Source organism: Aeromicrobium panaciterrae, assembly GCF_039537165.1.
In the GTDB taxonomy this organism is placed as follows: domain Bacteria; phylum Actinomycetota; class Actinomycetes; order Propionibacteriales; family Nocardioidaceae; genus Aeromicrobium; species Aeromicrobium panaciterrae.
Genome location: NZ_BAAAZZ010000002.1, coordinates 291,544 through 311,059, shown reverse-complemented (window position 1 = coordinate 311,059; position 19,516 = coordinate 291,544). Strand labels below are relative to the sequence as shown.

The following is a 19,516-nucleotide window of genomic DNA, read 5'->3' as shown; positions in this document are numbered from 1 at the left end:
CTTCCCTCTAGCTGGCGTCGCGGCCGTCGCGCATTTTGTAGTTGGTGGGTTCGGCGATTTGCATGGTTTTGATGTTGTGGTGTCTACGGCAGAGTGCGCGGAGGTTGTGGCCGTTTGTTGGGCCGTGTGGTCTGGGGATCTGGTGGTCGAGGTCTGATTCCATGGCTGGTCTGGTGCAGGTGGGGAATCGGCAGGTGCCGTCTCTGGCTTGGATGGTGGTGCGGAGTGCGTCGGATGGGAAGGGGCGGGGTTCGGTGGTGTCGAGGATCTTGCCGGTTGGGTCGGTGAGGATCCGGAACCACAGGGTGCCCGGCTCGGCGGTCATGTCGCGGACCATCTGCGCGGGCAGCGCGAACGTCCCGTCGAACGATTCACCGGGGAGGTTGTCGAGTCCGGCGAGTGAGGTGACGGGGACGGTGATCCCGATGACCGCACGCGAGCTGGTGGTGTGGCCGTCGGTGGTGCCGCGCATTTGCTCGATGAGCAGGTCGGCACGGCGCTGGTCGAGGGTACGGTCGTCGGAGATGGCCTTGGCTCGTTCGGTGAGCAGTGCGTCGATGAACAAGGCATCCGGTGTGGGGACGTAGGCAGTCAGGAACGACATGCCGTCGTCCTGGTGGTTGACCCATACCGATCGCTTGGATCGTTCTTCCTCCACCGCTGCATCCGATGTCTCCCAGCGGGCGATGAACCGGTTGAGCTTGGCTTTGAGCTGTGCGGTGGTGTGGGTGGCGGCGTAGTCGCCGATGATCGCGTCGAGATGGATGTGGTTCTCGATGGTCGTCACCTTGGCGGTTGCTGAGGCGATCAGCCGGATCCGGAAGGCGTCGATGCGGCCCTCGCAGAATGCGGCCCAGGTCTGGGGCAGTTTGTTGCGCACCCGGCGCGCGTCAGCGAGACGCATCTGGACGGTGCGGGGTGGTTCGTGAGTGATGACACTGATCTCGTCGGCGGCGAAGCTGGTCTCCATCTCACGCACCCGCGGGTCAGCGTGGCGTTCGGCTTCAACCCGACGGAGATCTTGGAACGCAAGCATGTCGGCCGCATCTTGGGCCTCCAACTGAGCCCGGACAACCTGACGTGCGGCGATCCTGTCGAGGATCGCCTGCCCGGTGTCGGTTGCTGTGCTCATACGACAAATCTAGACGAAACCACCGACAGAAAGGCTGGCGAAAATCCCTCTGTGGACAGCGAAAAACACGCATCGAGATGTGGATTTCGAAGACAGAAGAATCCGGCCGAAACCGGGCCCACTCCCATCTTCTTTGCGCTCTTTGATGCTCTCTTGAGCATCTCCGGTCGCGAGGTCTCGACCCTTCGGCCGCGGACGGCCTTGCTACTCGACTGCCAGGATGGCCGGCGCCCACTAGCGGCGTTTGAACGTCACGTCGATTCGGCGGATGCGTGGGTCGTCGGCGGGGATCAGGAACGTCTCGTGGATCCGCAGTGGTTTGCGGAATGTCTTGACGTCGAGCAGGAACTCCACGACCACGTTGTCGCCATCGACGGACCACTCCTTGTCGTGGATGGCCTTGACCAGCCTGTACTGCGGCCCTGACGTCAGGCTTCGAGTCAGATGAGCGCCGGAGAAGCCGGTACGCACGCCGCCCTCCTTGCGCGTCGCCTTCGGATGGAACGGCACGGATGCGCCGTCGCGGGAGAGCAGTGCCTGCAGGTAGGAGTCAGCGACGGCGATGCGCTCCTCGTCGGTCGCGGTCACGCGACGGCACCCGCCTTGACCAGTGGTGCGACGAAGAGCTGGAGCGATCGCCGCTCGTCCTCGACGTCGGCACCCGGCGTGATCAGCAGCGACATCGTGACGCGGATGCACCAACGGGTCAGCTGGATCGCGCGCTCGCTCGGCGGTCCGGCGAAGAACGAGAGTGCCAGCGACTCGATCATGGGCGAAGAGTTCGCGATCTTGGCGGTGAGGGACGACTCGCCGTCGCGGAACCACGCTGCGAGGTGGTCGGCCGAGCGCACCTCACGCAGCAGTGCCACGATCGTGGCGACCAGGCGCTCGCCGGGATCGCTGATCGAGGTCACCTCCTGGGAGACGAGCGAGACCAGCCGTACTGCCTCGCGGTGTGCGAACGCGAGGTGGAGGTCCTGGCGACTGTCGAAGTAGCGGTAGAGCGTCTGGCGCGAGCAGCCGGCCGCCCTGGCCACGTCGCCCATGCCGACCGCGCTCACTCCGCGATCGACGAACAGTTGGGTCGCGGCGTCGAGGATGTTCTCGGCGGCGAGTGTGGAGCGTTGCTCCCGGAGCCACGTCATGAGGCGCTCCGGAACGGTACGGAGGTTGGTCGCCGTACGTAGCTGCCGGGTGCCCAGGTCACGGCATCGACGTCGACCTCGAACGTCGGGCACCGCGCCAGCAGCTCCTCGAGCGCGACACGCGCCTGCATGCGTGCCGCGGCGGCGCCCAGACAGTGATGCGCGCCGTGCGAGAACGTCATGATCTGCTGGGGCCGGCGCAGGACGTCCAGCTCGGCGGCGTCGGGGCCGTACATGCGTTCGTCGCGGTTGGCCGCGCCGTACAGCAGCAGGACCTTGCGCCCGGCGGGGATGACCGTGTCGGCCAGGTCGACCTCGGTGGTGGTCGTACGGGCCAGCGCCTGCACGGGTGAGGTCAGGCGCAGGAACTCGTCGACGCTGTCGGGGATCCGGGTGCGGTCCTCCAGGAGGAGTGCACGTTGGCGGGGGTTCTGGGTGAGCAGCTGGACGGCGCCGCCGAGCATGCCGGTCGTCGTGTCGTTGCCGCCGGCCACCATGGTGAACGCGAAGCCGAGGATCGACAACAGCCCGGCGTCGTCACCTTCGGCACCCATGCCGGCGGAGACGAGGTGCGAGATCGTGTCGTCGCCCGGCTCGACGCGACGCCGGGCGATGAGGTCGGTGAAGTAGGCCATCAGGTCGGCGATGGCCTCGCCGCCGGCGGCGAATCCCTGGCCTGCGGAAGCCTCGAAGATCGCGTCCGTCCAGACGTCGAACTGACCGCGGTCCTCCTCGGGGACGCCGAGGTAGTGCGCCACGACCATGCTCGGCAGCGGCTTGAACAGCTCTTCGACGATGTCGCCCTCACCGGCGTCGGCGAGTCGCTGCAGGCGCTCGCGTACGAACTCCCGCACGGCCGGCTCGACCGCCTCGACCTGGCGTGGGGTGAAACCGCGAGAGACCAGGCGGCGGAACTCGGTGTGGGTCGGCGGGTCCTGCATCACCATCGGTGGGTTGTCGGCCATGCCGGTCTTCTCGAGCTCGTCGTACTCGATCGTGAGGCCGTTCGCGGACGAGAACGTGGTGAAGTCGCGGGCCGCCTCGTGCACCTGCGCGTGCCGCGTCAGCACCCAGTAGTCGTTGTCGGGCGCACGCTCGGGCACGACATGGTGCACGGGGTCGTGATCGCGGAGCGCTGCGTACATCGGCCACGGCTCACGCCACGTCTCGGCAGAACGCGGCACGTAGACAGGCTCGTGGGACAGTATCTGCGTCATGTCCTGAGAGTGTTACAGACCTGGCGGTTTGTCAAACACGGGTCGACAGGTGAACCGATCGACGATCGGCGTCTTCTAGTCTGCATACATGCCAGACGCGATCTCCCCTGCACCCTCTCCGTCGTGGAAGCCGTCGAAGGACGCCATCGAGCAGGCCCGGGTGGTGGAGTTTGCCCGGTGGCTCGAGTCCTCGGGCACTGCGGCGTTCCTGGACACGACCGACTTCCGCGAGCTCCAGTCGTGGTCGGGCGCACATCCCGGCGAGTTCTGGGGAGCTGTTGCGGCGTTCTTCGACGTCGCGTTCACGACGCCACCGACAACAGCGCTGGCGGACGACTCGATGCCCGGTGCCGTGTGGTTTCCCGGCGCCACCCTCAACATCGCGGACCAGTTCCTGCGCGGTGGTGCGGATGACGCCGTCGCGATCCATCTCGTACGCGATGACGGCTCGCGTGACTCCATCACGTTCGGCGAGCTGCGCCGCCAGGTGGGAGTCGCTGCCGCGGGACTTGCTGCACTGGGAGTCGGGCCCGGGCAACGGGTTGCCGCGTACCTCCCCAGCAGCATCGAGGGCGTCATCGCGTTCCTGGCCACAGCCTCGGTCGGGGCCACCTGGGCGCAGACCGCCATGGACTACGCCGCGCCTGCGGCTGCCGACCGCCTTGCCCAGCTCGAGCCGACCGTGCTCGTCGTCGGCACGGCATACACGTTCAAGGGACAGGTGGTCGACCGTCGTGAAGAAGCCGCCGCCCTGCGAGCGCTTCTCCCGTCGGTCAGCCACGTCATCACGGTGCCGACCTGCGGACTCGAGCCGGACATGCCGGGCGCGTCGACCTGGGCCGAGCTCATCTCCGGCACCGACTCATGGGCCCCCGTACCCGTGCCGTTCGACCATCCGCTGTGGGTGCTCTTCAGCTCCGGCACGACCGGCAAGCCCAAGGGGATCGTGCACGGTCACGGCGGCGCGCTCCTCGAACAGCTCGTGCTCAACGGGTTCCACGTCGGACTGCGCGAAGGTGATGTCTACTTCTGGTTCACCTCACCCAACTGGATGATGTGGAACGCCCAGATCGGTGGCCTGCTCCTCGGAGCGACGATCGTGCTGTACGACGGCAGCCCCGCGATCCCGACGACGGATGCGCTCTGGCATGTCGCAGCCGAGCTCGGGGTCACGGCGTTCGGCACCAGCCCCGGCTACCTGCAGCTGTGCGAGCGCGAGGGCGTCGAGCCGGGCAAGGACCTCGACCTGTCGCGGATGCGCGTCATCGGCATCACCGGGTCCGTCCTGCCTCCCACCGGCAACCGGTGGATCCGCGAGCACGTCAGCCCGAAGGTCCAGGTGGCGTCGCTGAGTGGCGGCACCGACATCGTCGGAATCTTCGTGGCCAGTGCGCCGACAACCCCCGTGTACGACGGCGAGATCAGCGCGATCGCGCTCGGGGTGTCCCTCGAGGTGTGGGACGACGACGGCCGGCGGGTGGCGCCCGGCACGGCGGGCGAGATGGTGATCACCCGGCCGATGCCGTCGATGCCCGTGATGTTCTGGAACGATCCCGAACGGGTGGCGTACGAAGGTGCCTACTTCGAGACGTTCCCGGGTGTGTGGCGCCACGGCGACTCGATCACGGTCACGGAACGCGGCACCGTCATCATCCACGGCCGCTCCGACTCGACGCTCAACCGCCAGGGCATCCGGCTCGGCAGCGCCGAGATCTATGCCGCAGCAGAGTCGCTCCCCGACGTGCACGACTCGCTCGTGGTCGGCGTCGAGCAGCCGGACGGCGGCTACTGGATGCCGATGTTCGTCGTGCCGGCGGAGGACTGCGAGCTCGATGGGCTGGCTGACCGCATCAAGACCCGCATCCGTACGCAGACCTCGCCCCGCCACGTCCCCGACGAGATCATCATCGCCCCGGCGCTGCCCCACACCCGTACGGGCAAGAAGCTCGAGGTCCCGGTCAAGCGTCTGCTGCTCGGTGGCGACCCCGACAAGGTGCTGAGCAAGGGCGCGGTGGATGACCTCCCGGCGCTCGAGTGGATCATCGACTTCGCGCAGAGCCGCTGACGGTCAGAACGGCGGCCACGGGACGGCTGGCATGTCGCCGGACGGTGCGGGGAACGTCTGCGCCGTGAGCAGCCGGTCGCACCGTGCGCTGAGCGCGGCGAGCTCGTCAGCCGTGATCAGCTCGGCGAGCTCGCTGCCGAGCTCTGCGTCGAGGGCAGTGCGTACGCGTTCGACCCCCGCCAGCTCGTCGGCGTCGAGCGAGTCGTCGATCCAGCCCCACAGCACGGTGCGCAGCTTGTGGTCGGCGTGGAACGTGAGCCCGTGGTCGATGCCGTGCCGATGCCCGTCGATCATCTCCAGCACGTGGCCGCCCTTGCGGTCGGCGTTGTTGACGACGATGTCGAACACCGCCATCCGCCGCAGCGCGGGGGAGTCCTCGTGGATCAGCGAGACCGGCTTGTCGTGCACGTCGAGCCCGTCCAGGACGTGGTGCCACCCGTCCCGCATGGCATCGGCGGGGACGAGGTCGACGGCATTCTGCGTCTGGTCGACGTCCCGCCAAAGCTGGACCATGCCCACGCCCATCGGGCCCTCACGCAGCCACGTGCGGGGGACGATGTCCCACCCGAACGCCTCGGACACGACGTACGCCGCGGCCTCTCGCCTCGCGAGGTTGCCGTCGGGGAAGTCCCACAGCGGGCGTTCGCCCGCAACCGGCTTGTAGACGATCTGGGTGTCGCCGATGTGACCGACGAAGGTGGCGTTCGAGGCCGGCATGATCCGGCTCGTGAGGACCAGCTCGTCGGTGACGAGGTCGGTCACCGGAACCCTTCGGGCAGCTCACAGATGTGGTCGTCATCGTCCATCGGCAGGCTGCACAGCGGGCAGAGCGGACGACCCGCGCCGACGACCTCGCGGGTGCGCTTGGCGAACGCCCGCGCGGTGCCGACCGGGATGCGGATCACGAGGACCTCCTCCGGCTCGATCTCCTCCAGGTCGATCACCTCGAGCTCCTCGGCATCGACCTCGATGATCGGAAAGGCCTCGATGACCAGCTGCGCGGTCGTCGGGTCCCAGCCCAGCCCCAGCGCGCCGGCGCGGAACTGGTCCTCGACGGGTTGCTCGAGCGGATCGTTGTCGACCAGGCCTTCGGGAGTCAGTGCGGGAACGCTGAACGGGTTGCCGTCCTCGGCCATCAGCTCGTCGAGGATCTCCTCGATCCGTTCGGCGAGAGCAGCAGACTGCTGCTTCTCCATCGAGACGCTGACGAGCTGCTTGCCGGCGCGGGCCTGGATGTAGAACGTCCGTTCACCGGGCTGGCCGACCGTGCCGATGACCAGACGGTCGGGCCAGTCGAATCCGTGGACGATGGGTGCCATGTTCTCAGCCTATGAGTCGGCGTCAACGTCTGCTGCGTGACCCGCTCCGCCACCGACCGGGGCGTCGTCCTCGGCGGGTGTGGCGCGCAGCCACGACAGGTCGCCGGCGTGGGTGTTGCTGGCGACGACGTACGGGCGCGCCGAGGTGTAGCGGATGATCGACACGGAGGCCGGGTCGACGTTGATGCGCTGGAACAGGTCGAGGTGCATGCCGAGCGCGTCGGCGAGGATCGCCTTGATGATGTCACCGTGGCTCACGGCGGCCCAGACGGCTCCGGGCCCGTGCTCAGCCTCGTACGTCGCGTCGTGCTTGCGTATCGCGGCGACCGCGCGGGACTGCATCATCGCCATCGACTCGCCGCCCGGGAAGGCCGCGGCCGACGGATGGTTCTGCACCACGGACCAGAGGTCCTCCTTGGCGAGGTCCTTGAGCGAGCGGCCCTGCCAGTCGCCGTAGTCGCACTCGGTGATGGCCTTGTCGCTCACGGTCCTGGGCTTGCCGGCCTGGTGCATGGCAATCGCCCTGGACGTCTCGCGGCACCGCTCGAGCGGGCTCGTCACGATGCCGGCGAGCGGGACGACACCGAGTCGTTCACCGGTCCGTGCCACCTGTTCGTGCCCCACGTCGTCGAGCAGCACGCCGGGCGTGCGGCCTGCCAGCACGCCACTCGCGTTGGCGGTCGTACGTCCGTGCCGTACCAGGATCACCGTTGCCATGCAGTGAGCCTATTGGTGCGCTGGGCGCCGGTGGGCGGCGCCGCGATGTGAAACCAAAGGGTTGCACATCGGCGGGATGTATGTGTAAGGTCTGGGTTACACATAAAGACCTTCGGAGGACCCATGGACACCAACATCATCGAACGCGAAGTCGCCATCGAGGCGCCCATCGAGCGCGTCTGGTCGCTGATCACCCAGGCCGAGCACCTCGGCACGTGGTTCGGCGACGCCGGCGCCGAGATCGACCTGCGCCCGGGCGGCGCCCTGCAGGTCCACTGGCAGGAGGGTGACCACACGCTGGTCGGGACGGTGGATGCCGTCGAGCCGACCAGCCGATTCGCCTTCCGCTGGCACCAGCTCGACACGCCGGCCGGCGCCGACCTGACGGAGCAGAACTCCACGCTGGTCGAGTTCTCGTTGACGAGCGAGGGCGACACGACTCACGTACGCGTCGTCGAGAGCGGCTTCGGATCGCTCGCGCTGCCCGAGAACGAGCGGGTTGAGATGCACGCCGACCACAGTGGCGGCTGGCCGGTGGAGCTCGGCCACCTGCAGGCGCACGCCGCAGGTGTCGCGGCCTGATGCTCGCCACCGACACCGAGGTGTTCAGCGCCCTCGGCGACGCGACCCGCTGGCAGGTCCTCACCTCGCTCGCCGAGCGCGGTGAGGGCTCCGCCACGGTCATCGCCCGCGACCTGCCGGTCAGCCGGCCGGCAGTGCTCAAGCACCTCCAGGTGCTCGATCGCGTCGGCCTGGTCGGATCGCGCAAGGTGGGGCGCGAAGTGCTCTACTCACCGCGCGCCGAGCGGCTCGAGGCGACAGCGAGACGCATGGCCGAGCTCGCCGCTGCCTGGGACACCCGACTGGCCGCCCTCAAGAAGCTCGCCGAGAGCTGACCGTCCGACACGACAAGGACAGATCCATGACGACAACAGACACGACCAGCCGCGGCTACTCGACGGCATTCACGGTGCAGCAGTCACCCCACGAGGTGTACGCCGCGATCCTCGACGTCGGCACCTGGTGGACCGGTGAGGTCGAGGGCAGCGCGGATGAGGTCGGTGCGGAGTTCAGCTACCGGCACGGCGCCCAGCACTACAGCCGGCAGCGCGTGGTCGAGCTCGAACCGGCGCGCCGAGTGGTGTGGCAGGTGACCGACAGCCACTTGTCGTTCATCTCCGAGCCCGCCGAGTGGACCGGCAGCGAGATCATCTTCGACATCGTGGCCGTACCGGGCGGAACCGAGCTGAGATTCACCCACGTCGGCCTGATGCCGGACGTTGAGTGCTTCGGTGCCTGCTCCGTGGCCTGGATGCACTACGTCAACGGCAGCCTGCGCAGCCTCGTCACCGACGGCGTCGCCCTGCCCGATCCCTTCTGATCGCCTAGCCGACGTAGTCGGCAAGGTGCTGGCCGGTCAACGTCGTGCTGTCGGCGACCAGGTCGGCGGGGGTGCCTTCGAACACCACCGTGCCACCGTCGTGTCCGGCGCCCGGGCCGATGTCGATGATCCAGTCGGCGTGCGCCATCACGGCCTGATGGTGCTCGATGACGATGACCGACTTGCCGGAGTCGACCAGCCGGTCGAGCAGGCCGAGCAGGTGCTCGACGTCGGCGAGGTGCAGGCCGGTCGTCGGCTCGTCGAGGATGTAGACGCCGCCCTCGCTGCCCATGTTGGTCGCCAGCTTGAGACGCTGACGCTCGCCACCTGACAGCGTCGTCAGCGGCTGGCCGAGGCTGACGTAGCCGAGGCCGACGTCATCGAGGCGTTGGAGGATCTTGTGGGCCGCCGGGATCTTGGCATCATCGGAGCCGAAGAACTCGGTGGCCTCGGCGACCGGCATCGCGAGGACCTCGCTGATGTTCTTGCCGCCGAACGTGTAGTCGAGCACGGCCGGAGCGAAGCGCTTGCCCTCACAGTCCTCGCACGGGGTCGAGACGCCCGCCATGATGCCGAGGTCGGCGTAGATGACACCGGCTCCCTTGCAGGTGACACAGGCGCCCTCGGAGTTGGCACTGAACAGCGCGGGCTTCACGCCGTTCTCCTTGGCGAACGCCTTGCGGATCGGCTCGAGCAGTCCGGTGTAGGTCGCCGGGTTGCTGCGGCGCGATCCCTTGATGGCGCCCTGGTCGATCGCGACCACGCCGTCACGGCCGGCGACAGAGCCGTGGATCAGCGAGCTCTTGCCCGAGCCGGCGACGCCGGTGACCACGACCAGCACGCCGAGGGGGATGTCGACGTCGACGTCCTTGAGGTTGTGGGTGCCGGCGCCACGGATCTCCAGGGCGCCGGTCGACGTACGGACGGACTCCTTGAGCCTGGCCCGGTCGTCGAGATGCTGGCCCGTCAGCGTGTCGCTCTTGCGGAGCTCCTCGACGGTGCCCTCGAAGACGATCTCGCCGCCCGCCGTGCCTGCGCGCGGACCGAGGTCGACGACGTGATCGGCGATCGCAATGGCCTCGGGCTTGTGCTCGACGACCAGGACCGTGTTGCCCTTGTCGCGCAGCTGCAGCAACAGCTCGTTCATGCGCTGGATGTCGTGCGGGTGCAGGCCGATCGTCGGCTCGTCGAAGACGTACGTGATGTCGGTCAGTGCCGAGCCGAGGTGGCGGATCATCTTGGTGCGCTGAGCCTCACCTCCCGACAGGGTTCCCGAGGGGCGATCGAGTGAGAGGTAGCCGAGACCGATCTCGACGAACGAGTCGAGCGTCTCGGTGAGCGCCGTGAGGAGCGGCGCGGCTCCCGGGTCGTGCAGGTCACGGATCCATGCCGCGAGGTCGCTGATCTGGATCGCGCACAGGTCGGCGATGCTCTTGCCGTTGATCGTGGACGAGCGTGCTTCCTCGCTCAGGCGGGTGCCTTCGCACTCCGGGCAGGTCGTGAAGGTGATCGCCCGCTCGACGAAGGCCCGGATGTGCGGCTGCATCGCGTCGACGTCCTTGGACAGGAACGACTTGCGGATCTGCGGGATGATGCCCATGTAGGTGAGGTTGATGCCCTCGACCTTGATCTTCATGGCGTCCTGGTAGAGCAGGCCGTCGAGCTCCTTCTTGGTGAACTTCGAGATCGGCTTGTCGCAGTCGAACAGCCCGACACCGCGCAGGATGCGACCCTGCCAGCCGTCCATGCTCCAGCCCGGCACCGTGAGCGCACCGTCGTTGATGCTCTTGGTGTCGTCGTAGAGCGCCGTCAGGTCGAAGTCGTTGACTGCGCCGCGGCCCTCGCAGCGCAGGCACATGCCTCCGGTGATGCTGAACGAGGCGAGCTCCTTGACCTGGCGACCGTCCTTGGTCGTGGTCTTGGCGCCCTGGCCGCTGGCCGAGGCGACGTTGAACGAGAACGCCTGGGGCCCGCCGATGTGGGGCTCGCCGAGCCGGCTGAAGAGACGACGCAGCATCGCGTTGACGTCGGTCGCCGTACCGACCGTCGAGCGGGGGTCGGATCCCATCCGCTCCTGGTCGACGATGATCGCGGTGGTGAGCCCGTCGAGGACGTCGACGTCGGGCCGAGGCATCGACGGCATGAAACCCTGCACGAACGCGCTGTAGGTCTCGTTGATCATGCGCTGCGACTCGGCGGCGATCGTGGCGAACACCAGCGAGCTCTTGCCGGATCCGGAGACCCCGGTGAAAACCGTCAGGCGTCGCTTGGGCAGCTCGACGCTGACGTCCTTGAGGTTGTTTTCGCGTGCCCCCACCACCCGGATCAGGTCGTGCGTGTCAGCTACGTGGCCGGTGGTCCTGCTCATCGGTTCTCCGTCGGTCGTGGTGGCTCGTCACGCTCACCCTATCGACGGGCACCGACGCCGGGCTTCTCCAGAACTGACCGGCTCAGGCGCTCAGCTCGGGTCGTCCGGCGAGGCGGGCTGGTCCGGCGCGTCGTCGCCTCCGGGCAGCACCTCGGGGAACGCCGGATCGGGCAGATCGGGCGCCGTGGGCCGCGAGGGCGGCTCGAGGGGGTCGGGTACGTCAGGCTCGCTCGGGGTCTCGGTCATGAAGGGGGAGTACCCGTCACCGACCAGGATCAACCTCGTCTACTTGCAGCCGAGAAGGATGAGCAGTCCGCAGTTGTTGGGAGAGGGCGACGGGCTCGGTGACGGCGCTTGAGTCGGATCCGGCTTCGACGGCCGCGGCTTGGGCGGCGCCGAGGTGGGCGTGCGGACGGGCTTGCTGGCCGTGGTCGTGGGCCTTGAGCTGGCCTCGCGCTCGGCGGTGTCGGCGGAGGGGGACGAGCTGGGCTCGGGTGTCGCACCTTCGACGACCGGCTCGTTCGTGCCGCTCACGCTGGGGAGCGACGCCGAGGCGGTGTCGGTCGCAGGGGTCTCGCCCCGGGTGAACGTCAGCAGCGCGGCGACCGCAATCGTCGTGATCACGGCACCGGTGACAATCCGGGGCAACGGCTTCTTGGACACGGGAAAGAGCTCCTCATACGCCTCGGCAGATGGGAGTGGGCCAGCAGCGTCCCCCAAGATTAACCGGCCATCCCGTCGTACAGGAAATCGACTACGAGGCGGTACGGGTGAGGAGCTCGTCACGCCGAGCCCACGCCCAGCGCAGCGCGGCGAGCGAGAACGCCAGCGTGATCAGGTTGATCCCGGCCTCGATGACGCCTCCGGAACCCTTGCCGTAGATCCCGTTCTGCAGGTCGTACAACACGTCCATGCAGAACAGGTACATGCCGGCGGAGTCGGCGGCGATCAGCCACAGCAGCGCGGTGGGAGAGCGTCGGCCGAGGGCGATGAACGCGAGCACGCAGGTGACTCCGAGCCAGGCGTCAGCGAGCGGGAACGCGTTCTCGAACGCGACGTACGCCTGCGTCGTGTCGCTCTCGACCCACGAGCGTTGGGTGAACCAGACCGACCAGTAGGCGACGTCGATGACGATCGCGATGACCAGCATGATCCGGACAGCTCGAACGCTCATGCTGGCGAGATTAGCCCTGGCGGGCCTTCACGCGGGGGTTGTTCTTGTTGATCACGAACGTGCGGCCGTGGCGGCGTACCACCTGCGAGCCGGGCTGGTTCTTGAGCGAGCGGAGCGAGTTGCGGACCTTCATGATCGTCCTTCCGTGCGTGTGAATCACGCATACATGAGAACGATTGTCAGGTGGCGGCTATTCCCACGACCCGGAGCGGCCCTGCTTGACGACGCTGCGCTTCTTCTTGGAGTCGAGTCGGCGTTCTTTCGAAGCGCGGCTCGGCTTGGTGGCACGGCGAGGTTTCGGCGGGATGATGGCGTGGGACACGAGGTCCTCGAGCCGTACGCGGGCCGCCTCGCGGTTGCGGTGCTGCGAGCGGTACTGCGACGACACCACCGTGATCGTCCCGCCGACCAGCCGGTTGCTCAGCCTCTGCGAGGCGAGCTCCTTCTGGGCGGGGGAGAGCGCGGTGGTGTCGGTCAGCGACCAGATCAGCTCGACGCGGGTGTCGGTCGTGTTGACGTGCTGGCCGCCGGCGCCCGAAGAGCGAGAGAACCGCCAGGTCATCTCGCTCTCGGGCAGGGACAGTCGTCCGTTATGACTCATCGTCCGCAAGTATGCGGTACATGGCCTTTCGGGCGTCATCCATGACCTTGGTGGCCTGCTCGCGCTGGGTGGCGTTGCCGGCCTGCGCGACCTGCTTCCAGGCGCCGATCATGCCCTTGAGGCTGCCGGCGAACTCGCGCATCTCGTCGGTCGGGTCGCCTGCGGCGGCCTCCCACAGGGTGCCGAGCTGCTCGCGGTTGTCCTCGACGTACGAGGTTCCTTCCTCGGTGGCGCGAACAGGACCGCGAGTGGTGCGGATCCGGGAGACGCTCCGTCTCATTTCCCCGAATCTGCACCAGTCGCGGTCTGGTCTGCGCCGGTCGTCGTTCAGCCGCCGGAGACGTACTTGTTGAGCTGGTCGCGCTCGAACTCCAGCTGCTCCATGCGGTGCTTGACGGCGTCACCGATGCTCAGCACGCCGACCAGCCGCCCGTCGTCGAGCACCGGGATGTGGCGTACGCGATGCTCGGTCATCGCCTCCATGAGCGAGCGGAACGAGTCGTCCGGAGCGGCGACCTGCACGTCGGTGGTCATGATGCTGGCGACCGTCACGTCACGGGCGTTGTCGACGTCGCGGAGCTTGCGGACCACATCACGCTCCGACACGATCCCGATCATCGACTCACCGTCATCGCTGACGACCATGGCGCCGACATTGCGCTCGGCCAGCGCGTCGAGCAGCTCTCGGATCGAGGCCTCGGGGCGGATCGTGAAGATGGCATCGCTTCCCTTGGACGCCAGAACGTCGCTCACGCGCATACGGATCTCCTCATGTCGTCGTTCAGGCACTGTAACGCCGAGGGGGCGCGGCGGCGAGGACTCCGGAGCTACGGCAAGTCCTCGCTGGGCTCGCGGGTGAAGTCGAAGCTCCGTACGTTGTCGGGGGCGGCCGGGGTTGGCTCGACCTCCCACGACGGCTCCGCGGGAGACATCTCGCGCGGAGCCGGATCAGGAAAGTGACCGACGTACGCCATCGCGGCATCGTGCAGACGCGAGTTGGTCGCCAGCGCGTTGTCGCCCCACGGGCCGGGCTGGCCGGCGAGGCTGGTGAAGGTGCCGCCGGCCTCACGCACGATGATGTCGAGCGCTGCCATGTCCCACACCTTGAGCTCCGGCTCGGCGGCGATGTCGACCGCACCCTCGGCAAGCAGCATGTAGGAGAAGAAGTCGCCGTACGCGCGGGTGCGCCAGCAGCGACGCAGCAGGGCGGCGAATGCCTCGGCCTTGCCGATCGCGTCCCAGCCGCCGAGGGACGCGTACGACAGCGACGCGTTCTCGAGCTCGGTGACCCGCGAGACCCGGATCTCGCGCGACGACATCAACGACTTGCCGGTGTAGGCGCCGGTGCCCTTGCTCGCCCACCAGCGTCGGCCGAGGGCGGGTGCCGAGACGCAGCCCGCGACGATCTCGCCGTCCTCCTCCAGCGCGATCAGCGTCGCCCACACGGGCACGCCGCGGACGAAGTTGGCGGTGCCGTCGATCGGGTCGATGATCCAGCGGCGTCCGCCGGGACCGGATGTGCCTTCCTCCTCGCCCTGCTCCTCGCCGAGCACGATGTCGCGCGTGCGGGCGGACTTGAGGGTGCGACGGATCGTCGCCTCGACGGCTTCGTCGGACTCGGTCACGTACGTCATGTCGGGCTTGGTCGAGACCTGGAGGTCGATCGAGCCGAACCGATCCATCGACAAGTTGTCAGCGTTGTCGGCGAGTACGTGGGCGAGGCGCAGGTCGTCGTTGTACGAGTGAGCCATGGCCATCAGGGTACGGCTTTCTCGCGGGGAATTGCCGGAGGCCGCGCAAGGTCAGTAGTCGTCCTTCGAGCTCATGCTCGCCAGAATGCGCCGGAACGAGACGAGGCGTTCAGCCGGGATGGCACCGCTGCCAACGGCGATGTCGAGCGCGCATTCGGGCTCAGCTGCCGAGTGCAGACATCCCCGCGGACAGTCGCGGGCCGCATCCTGCAGATCCGGGAACGCCTTGATCAGCTGGTCGATCTCGACGTGCGCCAGACCGAAGGAGCGAATGCCGGGGGTGTCGATGATCCATCCGCCGAATGGCAGCTCCAACGAGATCGCCGAGGTCGAGGTATGCCGACCTCTCCCGGTCACGGCGTTGACGTAGCTGACCGATCGATGGGCGTCGGGGACCAGGGCGTTGACCAGGGTCGACTTCCCGACGCCGGAGTGGCCGACCAGGACGCTCGTGCGGTCGCGCAGCACGTCTCGCACGGCATCGAGGTCACCGCCCTGCTGCGTCACGACCACCCGTACGCCGAGTGGTTCGAACAGGGCGAGGATTTCGTCGGGCGGGCCGAGGTCAGCCTTGGTCAGGCAGACCAGCGGCTCCATGCCGGCATCGAATGCGGCAACCAGGCAGCGATCGATCAGGCCGGCGCGCGGCGGCGGATCGGCGAGCGCGGCGACGATGACGAGCTGGTCGGCGTTGGCGACGATGATGCGTTCGATCGGGTCATCGTCGTCTGCGGAGCGACGGAGCACGGTACGGCGGGGGAGCACCTCGACGATGCGTGCCAGCGAGCCCTCGTCGCCGCTGATGTCGCCGACCACCCGTGCCTCGTCGCCGACCACGACGCCCTTGCGGCCCAGGTTGCGCGACTTCATCGCGGTGATCGTGTGGCCGTCGAGCGTGACGGTGTAGCGGCCGCGGTCGATTGTCACGACACGCGCGACAGCGGCGTCGTCGTAGTTGGGGCGGTCCTTCGTACGAGGCTTCGTCCGGCGTTTGGGTCGCTCGAACGGGGTGTGCTCGTCATCGCGCTCCCTGGGGCTCACGGCGTCACGACCGCAGGGTCGGAGATCGCGAGGCGGTGGTCCACGTGCGGTCGTGCCGCCGTTGCACCTGTGCCCATGGTTCGCTCGCTCACGGCGTCATGAGCCTTTCCCAGACCGGAGCGAAGTTGGGATAGGTCTTGACGGTCGTGACCACGTTCTCGACCAGCAGGCCCTCGACCCGGAGTCCGAGCACGACGGCGGCGTGGGCCATGCGGTGGTCGTCGTACGTCCGGAAGGTCTCGGCGTGCAGGGGGCGGGGTCGTACGGCGATGCCGTCCTCGAGCTCCTCGGCGTCTCCGCCGAGCCGGTTGATCTCGGTCACGAGCGCGGCGAGTCGATCGGTCTCGTGACCGCGCAGATGTGCGACGCCGGTGAGCCGGGACGGGCCCTGTGCGAGCGCCGCCATCGCCGCCACGACCGGGGTCAGCTCGCCGACGTCGTGCAGGTCGAGCTCGACCCCGCGCAGGGGTCCGTCGGCGGCGAACACCAGATCAGCGCCGTCGCGTACGGCGGTCGCGCCGAAGGCCTCGACGATCGAGCGCCAGGCATCGCCGGCCTGGTCGGTCTGCTCGGGCCAGTTGCGGATGCGGATGCTGCCACCCGTGACGAGCGCACCGGCGATGAACACTCCGGCGTTGGACAGGTCGGGCTCTATCTCGTCATTGAGCGCGGCGATCGGGCCGGGGGACACGGTCCACCGGTTGGGCCGGCTGTCGTCGACCTCGACTCCACGCTTGCGGAGCTCGTTGACGGTCATCTCGATGTGCGGCATCGATGGCAGGGCCGCACCGACGTGCCGGAGCTCGAGCCCCTTGTCGAACCGCGCACCCGAGAGCAGCAGAGCCGACACGAACTGGCTCGAGGACGAGGCGTCGATCTCGAGGGAGCCCCCGGCAACCCGCCCGGATCCCTGCACGACGAACGGCAGCGCGCCGCGGCCGCCGTCCTCGATCGTCACACCCAGGTCGCGGAGCGCGGAGATCGTGGTCGACATGGGCCGTACGCGGGCGTGCTCGTCGCCGTCGAACGTGACGTCGGCGCTGGTGAGGGCGGCAACGGCTGGCACGAAGCGCATCACCGTGCCGGCGAGGCCGCAGTCGATCGACACCGTGCCGGTGTGGTCGAGACCGGCAGGGGTGATGGTCCAGATGATGCCGTCGCGATCGATCGTGGCACCGAGCGCCGTCAGGGCGTCGGCCATCAGCATCGTGTCGCGCGACTTGAGCGGGCGTGTGAGCCGGGACGGGCCGTCGCCCAGGGCGGCGAGGATCAGCGCGCGATTGGTCTGCGACTTCGAGCCGGGCACCAGGACCTCGCCGACGACAGGCGTGGCGCGGTAGGGCGCGAGCCAGGGCAGGGGTGCGTTCATCACCCCCAGCCTATCGGCGGGCAGAGCGCTAGCGGTGCACCGAGGGGATGTGGTCGGCGACGGACGATGCGGTCCCGACGACCTTGTCCTTGGCGCGCCGGGCGATGAACTTCTTGTGCGGATCGGGATCGAGCGTGGCCATCAGCAGTCCGCCGATCATCGAGATGTTCTTGAAGAAGTGGATGCGTTGGTTGGCCCTGACGGCCGGATCGGTCTCGTTCCAGTAGGGGTGACCGACGTACGTCGTGGGTGGCATCGTGGCAGCGAGAACCAGTGCCGAGAGCCGCTGCAGCCGACCGGTGGCCAGTGCCGTGCCGGCGATGAGCTGCACGCCGCCGCTGAAGCGGGTCAGGTTGGACCCGTTGACCGGCAGATCCGGGGCGAGGCGCTTGATCGCGTCAGCGACCGGTTGCGCCTTGGCTGCGCGAGGGCCGGGATCCTTGAGCGCCATGGCTCCGCCGTAGACGAACATCGACGCGAGCATGGGGCGGGCAGCGATACGCAGGAGGGTCATGTCCCATTCATACCCGACCGGTCACAACATATTCAGAGCGGAAGCCACAGCCCGGCGCGGAACGGCTGGGAGTTGTTGGCCGGGTTGGGGTCGTCGGCCTCGGTGACCGTCACGGTCCCGGACTGGGCCAGTCCGAGTGCCTTCGCGATGAAGGTCGCGCCCTCGCCCGCGCCCAGGGTCTTGGTGCAGGTCAGTGTCGTGAGGCGACGGTTGCGTACGGCGCTGCCGCAGCTCCAGCCTTCGCTGACGACGCCGCGAAACACCGTGCTGTAACGGAATGCCATCGTCACCGTCACGGCGCGCGCCTTGGCGGGACCGTCGGTGGCTGCCGTGATGCCGATCGTGTAGCGGTGCTGGAGCAGCGTGTCATCGCTGGTGATGGCGACGGCTCCGATGCCGTAGTCCGTGGGAGCGGGGGGCGGGGGTGGCGGAGGTGGTTGCTCGGTGACCTCGGGATCGGGTGAGGGCCCGGACACCGTCGGCTGGACCTCGGTCACGGCGGTCTCGGTCGGCTCGGGCGTGGGCACGACGGTCGGCTCGGGCGTCGGCTCGACGGTCGGCTCGAGACCGGGCTCGAGCCCGGTGAGTCCGGGCGTCTCGGTCGGCGTCACCGGGACGGGTGAGGTCTGCGGGCTGACGGCGGCGGGTCGCGTCGAGTCGGTCACGCCCCCGAAGTCTGTTGCCACGGCGACAGTGCCCGCCGTGGCCAGGCCGGCGACGACGGTCACCGCCACCACGCCCTGGGCTCCGGCACCCGCCACTCCGGCGGCGCCGGCCGTGACGGCCTTGACGGGCAGCGCCACGACGCGCGCGACCTGGGACGCAGCACCGGTGATGCCGACGGCCGTGCCGATGCCGGCGGCGGCACTCGCAGCGGCGAGATAGCCGGTTGCCGCGGTGCCGAGTACTGCTGGACCGAGGATGCCGGAGAGATTGGAGTTGACCTCGGACAGCTCGAGGTAGAGGCCGGTGCAGCGGCTGCAATCGTCGAGATGTGCCTCGACGGCATGCACGTCGCGGTTGGAGAGACCCTTGCGTACGTAGGCCCCGAGCTGGCCCGTGGTCCTGCGGCAGCCCTCGTGCAGCGTCGGCGCGAGGTGGCCTTGGAGGTAGGCCTGGCGCAGCCCCTCGCGGGCGCGATATGCCAGGGCCGACACGCTGTTGGCGCTCATGCCGAGCAGCGGCGCGATCGCAGCGGGCTTTTGCCCCTCGACGTCGAGGTGCCAGAGGACGAGCTGCCAGCGCTCGGGCAGCGACGCGAACGCGGCGGCTGCGGCGCCGTGCTCGAACTGCATCGTCGTCGGGTCGACGAACTCGACGGCACGGTCGAGCTCCGACTCGTCGCCCGTGGTCCTGACGCGCTTGGTGCCACGGATGCGATCGAGGTGCAGGCGGCGAATCGCGCTCAGGAGGTAGGCGCGGAAGAACTCGTCGGGACCCTTGCCGTCCTGCAGCACGGCGAGGACGCGTGCGAACGACTCCGAGACGAGGTCGTCCGCATCGGGACCGGGTACCAGATGGCCAGCAAGGCGCGTCGCTGCCTGACGGTGGCGCTCGAAGAGCAGACCGTACGCCTCGGTGTCGCCTCCGCGCACGGCTGCGATCAGGTCGGCGTCGGATGACTCCGCTGTGGTGCTGAGCATCTCTGACACGACGAGTGACCTCCGGAAATGACAACGAGGGAGAACTTCCCCGGTCACGAAACATTCGTGGCAAACGGCG

At 68.2% G+C, this 19,516-nt stretch carries 24 protein-coding genes; 4 read left to right on the top strand and 20 right to left on the bottom strand.

Going from position 1 to position 19,516, the window contains the following annotated elements; translation table 11 throughout:
- Positions 1–7: 7 nt before the first annotated feature.
- From ABD683_RS01995 to ABD683_RS01980, 4 genes are all read right to left on the bottom strand, one after another.
- Positions 8–1,132 carry an HNH endonuclease signature motif containing protein gene (locus ABD683_RS01995; RefSeq protein WP_344766846.1) on the bottom strand — a complete coding sequence of 375 codons (1,125 nt, stop codon included), beginning with the start codon at positions 1,130–1,132 and terminating at the stop codon, positions 8–10.
- A gap of 234 nt (positions 1,133–1,366) precedes the next feature.
- Entirely contained in the window at positions 1,367–1,720 is a 354-nt protein-coding gene (locus ABD683_RS01990; protein ID WP_344766844.1) for a DUF8021 domain-containing protein, read from the bottom strand.
- Positions 1,717–2,277 (bottom strand): TetR/AcrR family transcriptional regulator, encoded by a 561-nt coding sequence (locus ABD683_RS01985; RefSeq protein WP_344766843.1) that lies wholly within the window; start codon positions 2,275–2,277, stop codon positions 1,717–1,719. Before ABD683_RS01985 ends, ABD683_RS01990 begins: the two co-directional genes overlap by 4 nt.
- Positions 2,274–3,494: a cytochrome P450 gene (locus ABD683_RS01980; protein ID WP_344766841.1), complete on the bottom strand. Its 1,221-nt coding sequence runs from the start codon at positions 3,492–3,494 to the stop codon at positions 2,274–2,276. Before ABD683_RS01980 ends, ABD683_RS01985 begins: the two co-directional genes overlap by 4 nt.
- Before the next feature lie 88 nt (positions 3,495–3,582).
- Between ABD683_RS01980 and ABD683_RS01975 the strand changes: the two genes are divergently transcribed.
- A complete protein-coding gene (locus ABD683_RS01975; protein ID WP_344766839.1) occupies positions 3,583–5,559 on the top strand; it encodes an acetoacetate--CoA ligase in 1,977 nt (658 codons plus the stop codon).
- Positions 5,560–5,562: 3 nt separating this feature from the next.
- Here ABD683_RS01975 and ABD683_RS01970 read toward each other — a convergent pair whose 3' ends face one another.
- Genes ABD683_RS01970 through ABD683_RS01960 form a run of 3 tightly spaced genes read right to left on the bottom strand, consistent with a single transcriptional unit; the run spans position 5,563 to position 7,595 of the window.
- Positions 5,563–6,321: an SCO1664 family protein gene (locus ABD683_RS01970; RefSeq protein ID WP_344766838.1), complete on the bottom strand. Its 759-nt coding sequence runs from the start codon at positions 6,319–6,321 to the stop codon at positions 5,563–5,565.
- On the bottom strand, positions 6,318–6,878 hold the full coding sequence (locus tag ABD683_RS01965; RefSeq protein WP_344766836.1) for a DUF3090 domain-containing protein: 561 nt from the start codon (positions 6,876–6,878) through the stop codon (positions 6,318–6,320). The genes ABD683_RS01970 and ABD683_RS01965 overlap by 4 nt, the downstream gene beginning before the upstream one ends.
- A gap of 9 nt (positions 6,879–6,887) precedes the next feature.
- A complete protein-coding gene (locus ABD683_RS01960; RefSeq protein ID WP_344766834.1) occupies positions 6,888–7,595 on the bottom strand; it encodes a histidine phosphatase family protein in 708 nt (235 codons plus the stop codon).
- 123 nt (positions 7,596–7,718) lie between these two features.
- Between ABD683_RS01960 and ABD683_RS01955 the strand changes: the two genes are divergently transcribed.
- Genes ABD683_RS01955 through ABD683_RS01945 form a run of 3 tightly spaced genes read left to right on the top strand, consistent with a single transcriptional unit; the run spans position 7,719 to position 8,976 of the window.
- Entirely contained in the window at positions 7,719–8,177 is a 459-nt protein-coding gene (locus ABD683_RS01955; RefSeq protein ID WP_344766832.1) for an SRPBCC family protein, read from the top strand.
- On the top strand, positions 8,177–8,491 hold the full coding sequence (locus ABD683_RS01950; protein WP_344766830.1) for an ArsR/SmtB family transcription factor: 315 nt from the start codon (positions 8,177–8,179) through the stop codon (positions 8,489–8,491). Before ABD683_RS01955 ends, ABD683_RS01950 begins: the two co-directional genes overlap by 1 nt.
- A 26-nt stretch (positions 8,492–8,517) precedes the next feature.
- Entirely contained in the window at positions 8,518–8,976 is a 459-nt protein-coding gene (locus ABD683_RS01945; RefSeq protein WP_344766828.1) for an SRPBCC family protein, read from the top strand.
- Between the two features lie 4 nt (positions 8,977–8,980).
- Here the strand turns inward: ABD683_RS01945 and ABD683_RS01940 are convergent, their stop codons facing one another.
- From ABD683_RS01940 to ABD683_RS01880, 13 genes are all read right to left on the bottom strand, one after another.
- Entirely contained in the window at positions 8,981–11,344 is a 2,364-nt protein-coding gene (locus ABD683_RS01940; protein ID WP_344766826.1) for an ATP-binding cassette domain-containing protein, read from the bottom strand.
- Positions 11,345–11,434: 90 nt separating this feature from the next.
- Positions 11,435–11,590: a hypothetical protein gene (locus ABD683_RS01935; RefSeq protein ID WP_344766825.1), complete on the bottom strand. Its 156-nt coding sequence runs from the start codon at positions 11,588–11,590 to the stop codon at positions 11,435–11,437.
- Between the two features lie 39 nt (positions 11,591–11,629).
- Positions 11,630–12,007 carry a hypothetical protein gene (locus tag ABD683_RS01930; RefSeq protein WP_344766824.1) on the bottom strand — a complete coding sequence of 126 codons (378 nt, stop codon included), beginning with the start codon at positions 12,005–12,007 and terminating at the stop codon, positions 11,630–11,632.
- A 91-nt stretch (positions 12,008–12,098) separates the two neighbouring features.
- Positions 12,099–12,518, bottom strand: a complete 420-nt coding sequence (locus tag ABD683_RS01925; RefSeq protein WP_344766822.1) for a hypothetical protein — start codon at positions 12,516–12,518, stop codon at positions 12,099–12,101.
- Between the two features lie 10 nt (positions 12,519–12,528).
- Entirely contained in the window at positions 12,529–12,651 is a 123-nt protein-coding gene (ykgO, locus tag ABD683_RS01920; protein ID WP_344766820.1) for a type B 50S ribosomal protein L36, read from the bottom strand.
- 57 nt (positions 12,652–12,708) lie between these two features.
- Positions 12,709–13,119 (bottom strand): alternative ribosome rescue aminoacyl-tRNA hydrolase ArfB, encoded by a 411-nt coding sequence (arfB, locus tag ABD683_RS01915; protein WP_344766818.1) that lies wholly within the window; start codon positions 13,117–13,119, stop codon positions 12,709–12,711.
- Positions 13,109–13,399 (bottom strand): hypothetical protein, encoded by a 291-nt coding sequence (locus ABD683_RS01910; protein WP_344766816.1) that lies wholly within the window; start codon positions 13,397–13,399, stop codon positions 13,109–13,111. Before ABD683_RS01910 ends, arfB begins: the two co-directional genes overlap by 11 nt.
- 47 nt (positions 13,400–13,446) lie before the next feature.
- Positions 13,447–13,878, bottom strand: coding sequence for a CBS domain-containing protein (locus ABD683_RS01905; RefSeq protein ID WP_344766814.1), 432 nt, complete (start codon positions 13,876–13,878; stop codon positions 13,447–13,449).
- 68 nt (positions 13,879–13,946) lie between these two features.
- Positions 13,947–14,870 carry an inositol monophosphatase family protein gene (locus ABD683_RS01900; RefSeq protein ID WP_344766812.1) on the bottom strand — a complete coding sequence of 308 codons (924 nt, stop codon included), beginning with the start codon at positions 14,868–14,870 and terminating at the stop codon, positions 13,947–13,949.
- A 51-nt stretch (positions 14,871–14,921) separates the two neighbouring features.
- Positions 14,922–15,911 carry a ribosome small subunit-dependent GTPase A gene (gene rsgA, locus ABD683_RS01895; RefSeq protein WP_344766810.1) on the bottom strand — a complete coding sequence of 330 codons (990 nt, stop codon included), beginning with the start codon at positions 15,909–15,911 and terminating at the stop codon, positions 14,922–14,924.
- An 88-nt stretch (positions 15,912–15,999) separates the two neighbouring features.
- Positions 16,000–17,280: a 3-phosphoshikimate 1-carboxyvinyltransferase gene (gene aroA, locus ABD683_RS01890; RefSeq protein ID WP_344766808.1), complete on the bottom strand. Its 1,281-nt coding sequence runs from the start codon at positions 17,278–17,280 to the stop codon at positions 16,000–16,002.
- 28 nt (positions 17,281–17,308) lie between these two features.
- On the bottom strand, positions 17,309–17,794 hold the full coding sequence (locus ABD683_RS01885; protein WP_344766806.1) for a DoxX family protein: 486 nt from the start codon (positions 17,792–17,794) through the stop codon (positions 17,309–17,311).
- Positions 17,795–17,826: 32 nt separating this feature from the next.
- On the bottom strand, positions 17,827–19,437 hold the full coding sequence (locus tag ABD683_RS01880) for a sigma-70 family RNA polymerase sigma factor (protein WP_344771557.1): 1,611 nt from the start codon (positions 19,435–19,437) through the stop codon (positions 17,827–17,829).
- Positions 19,438–19,516 lie beyond the last annotated feature (79 nt).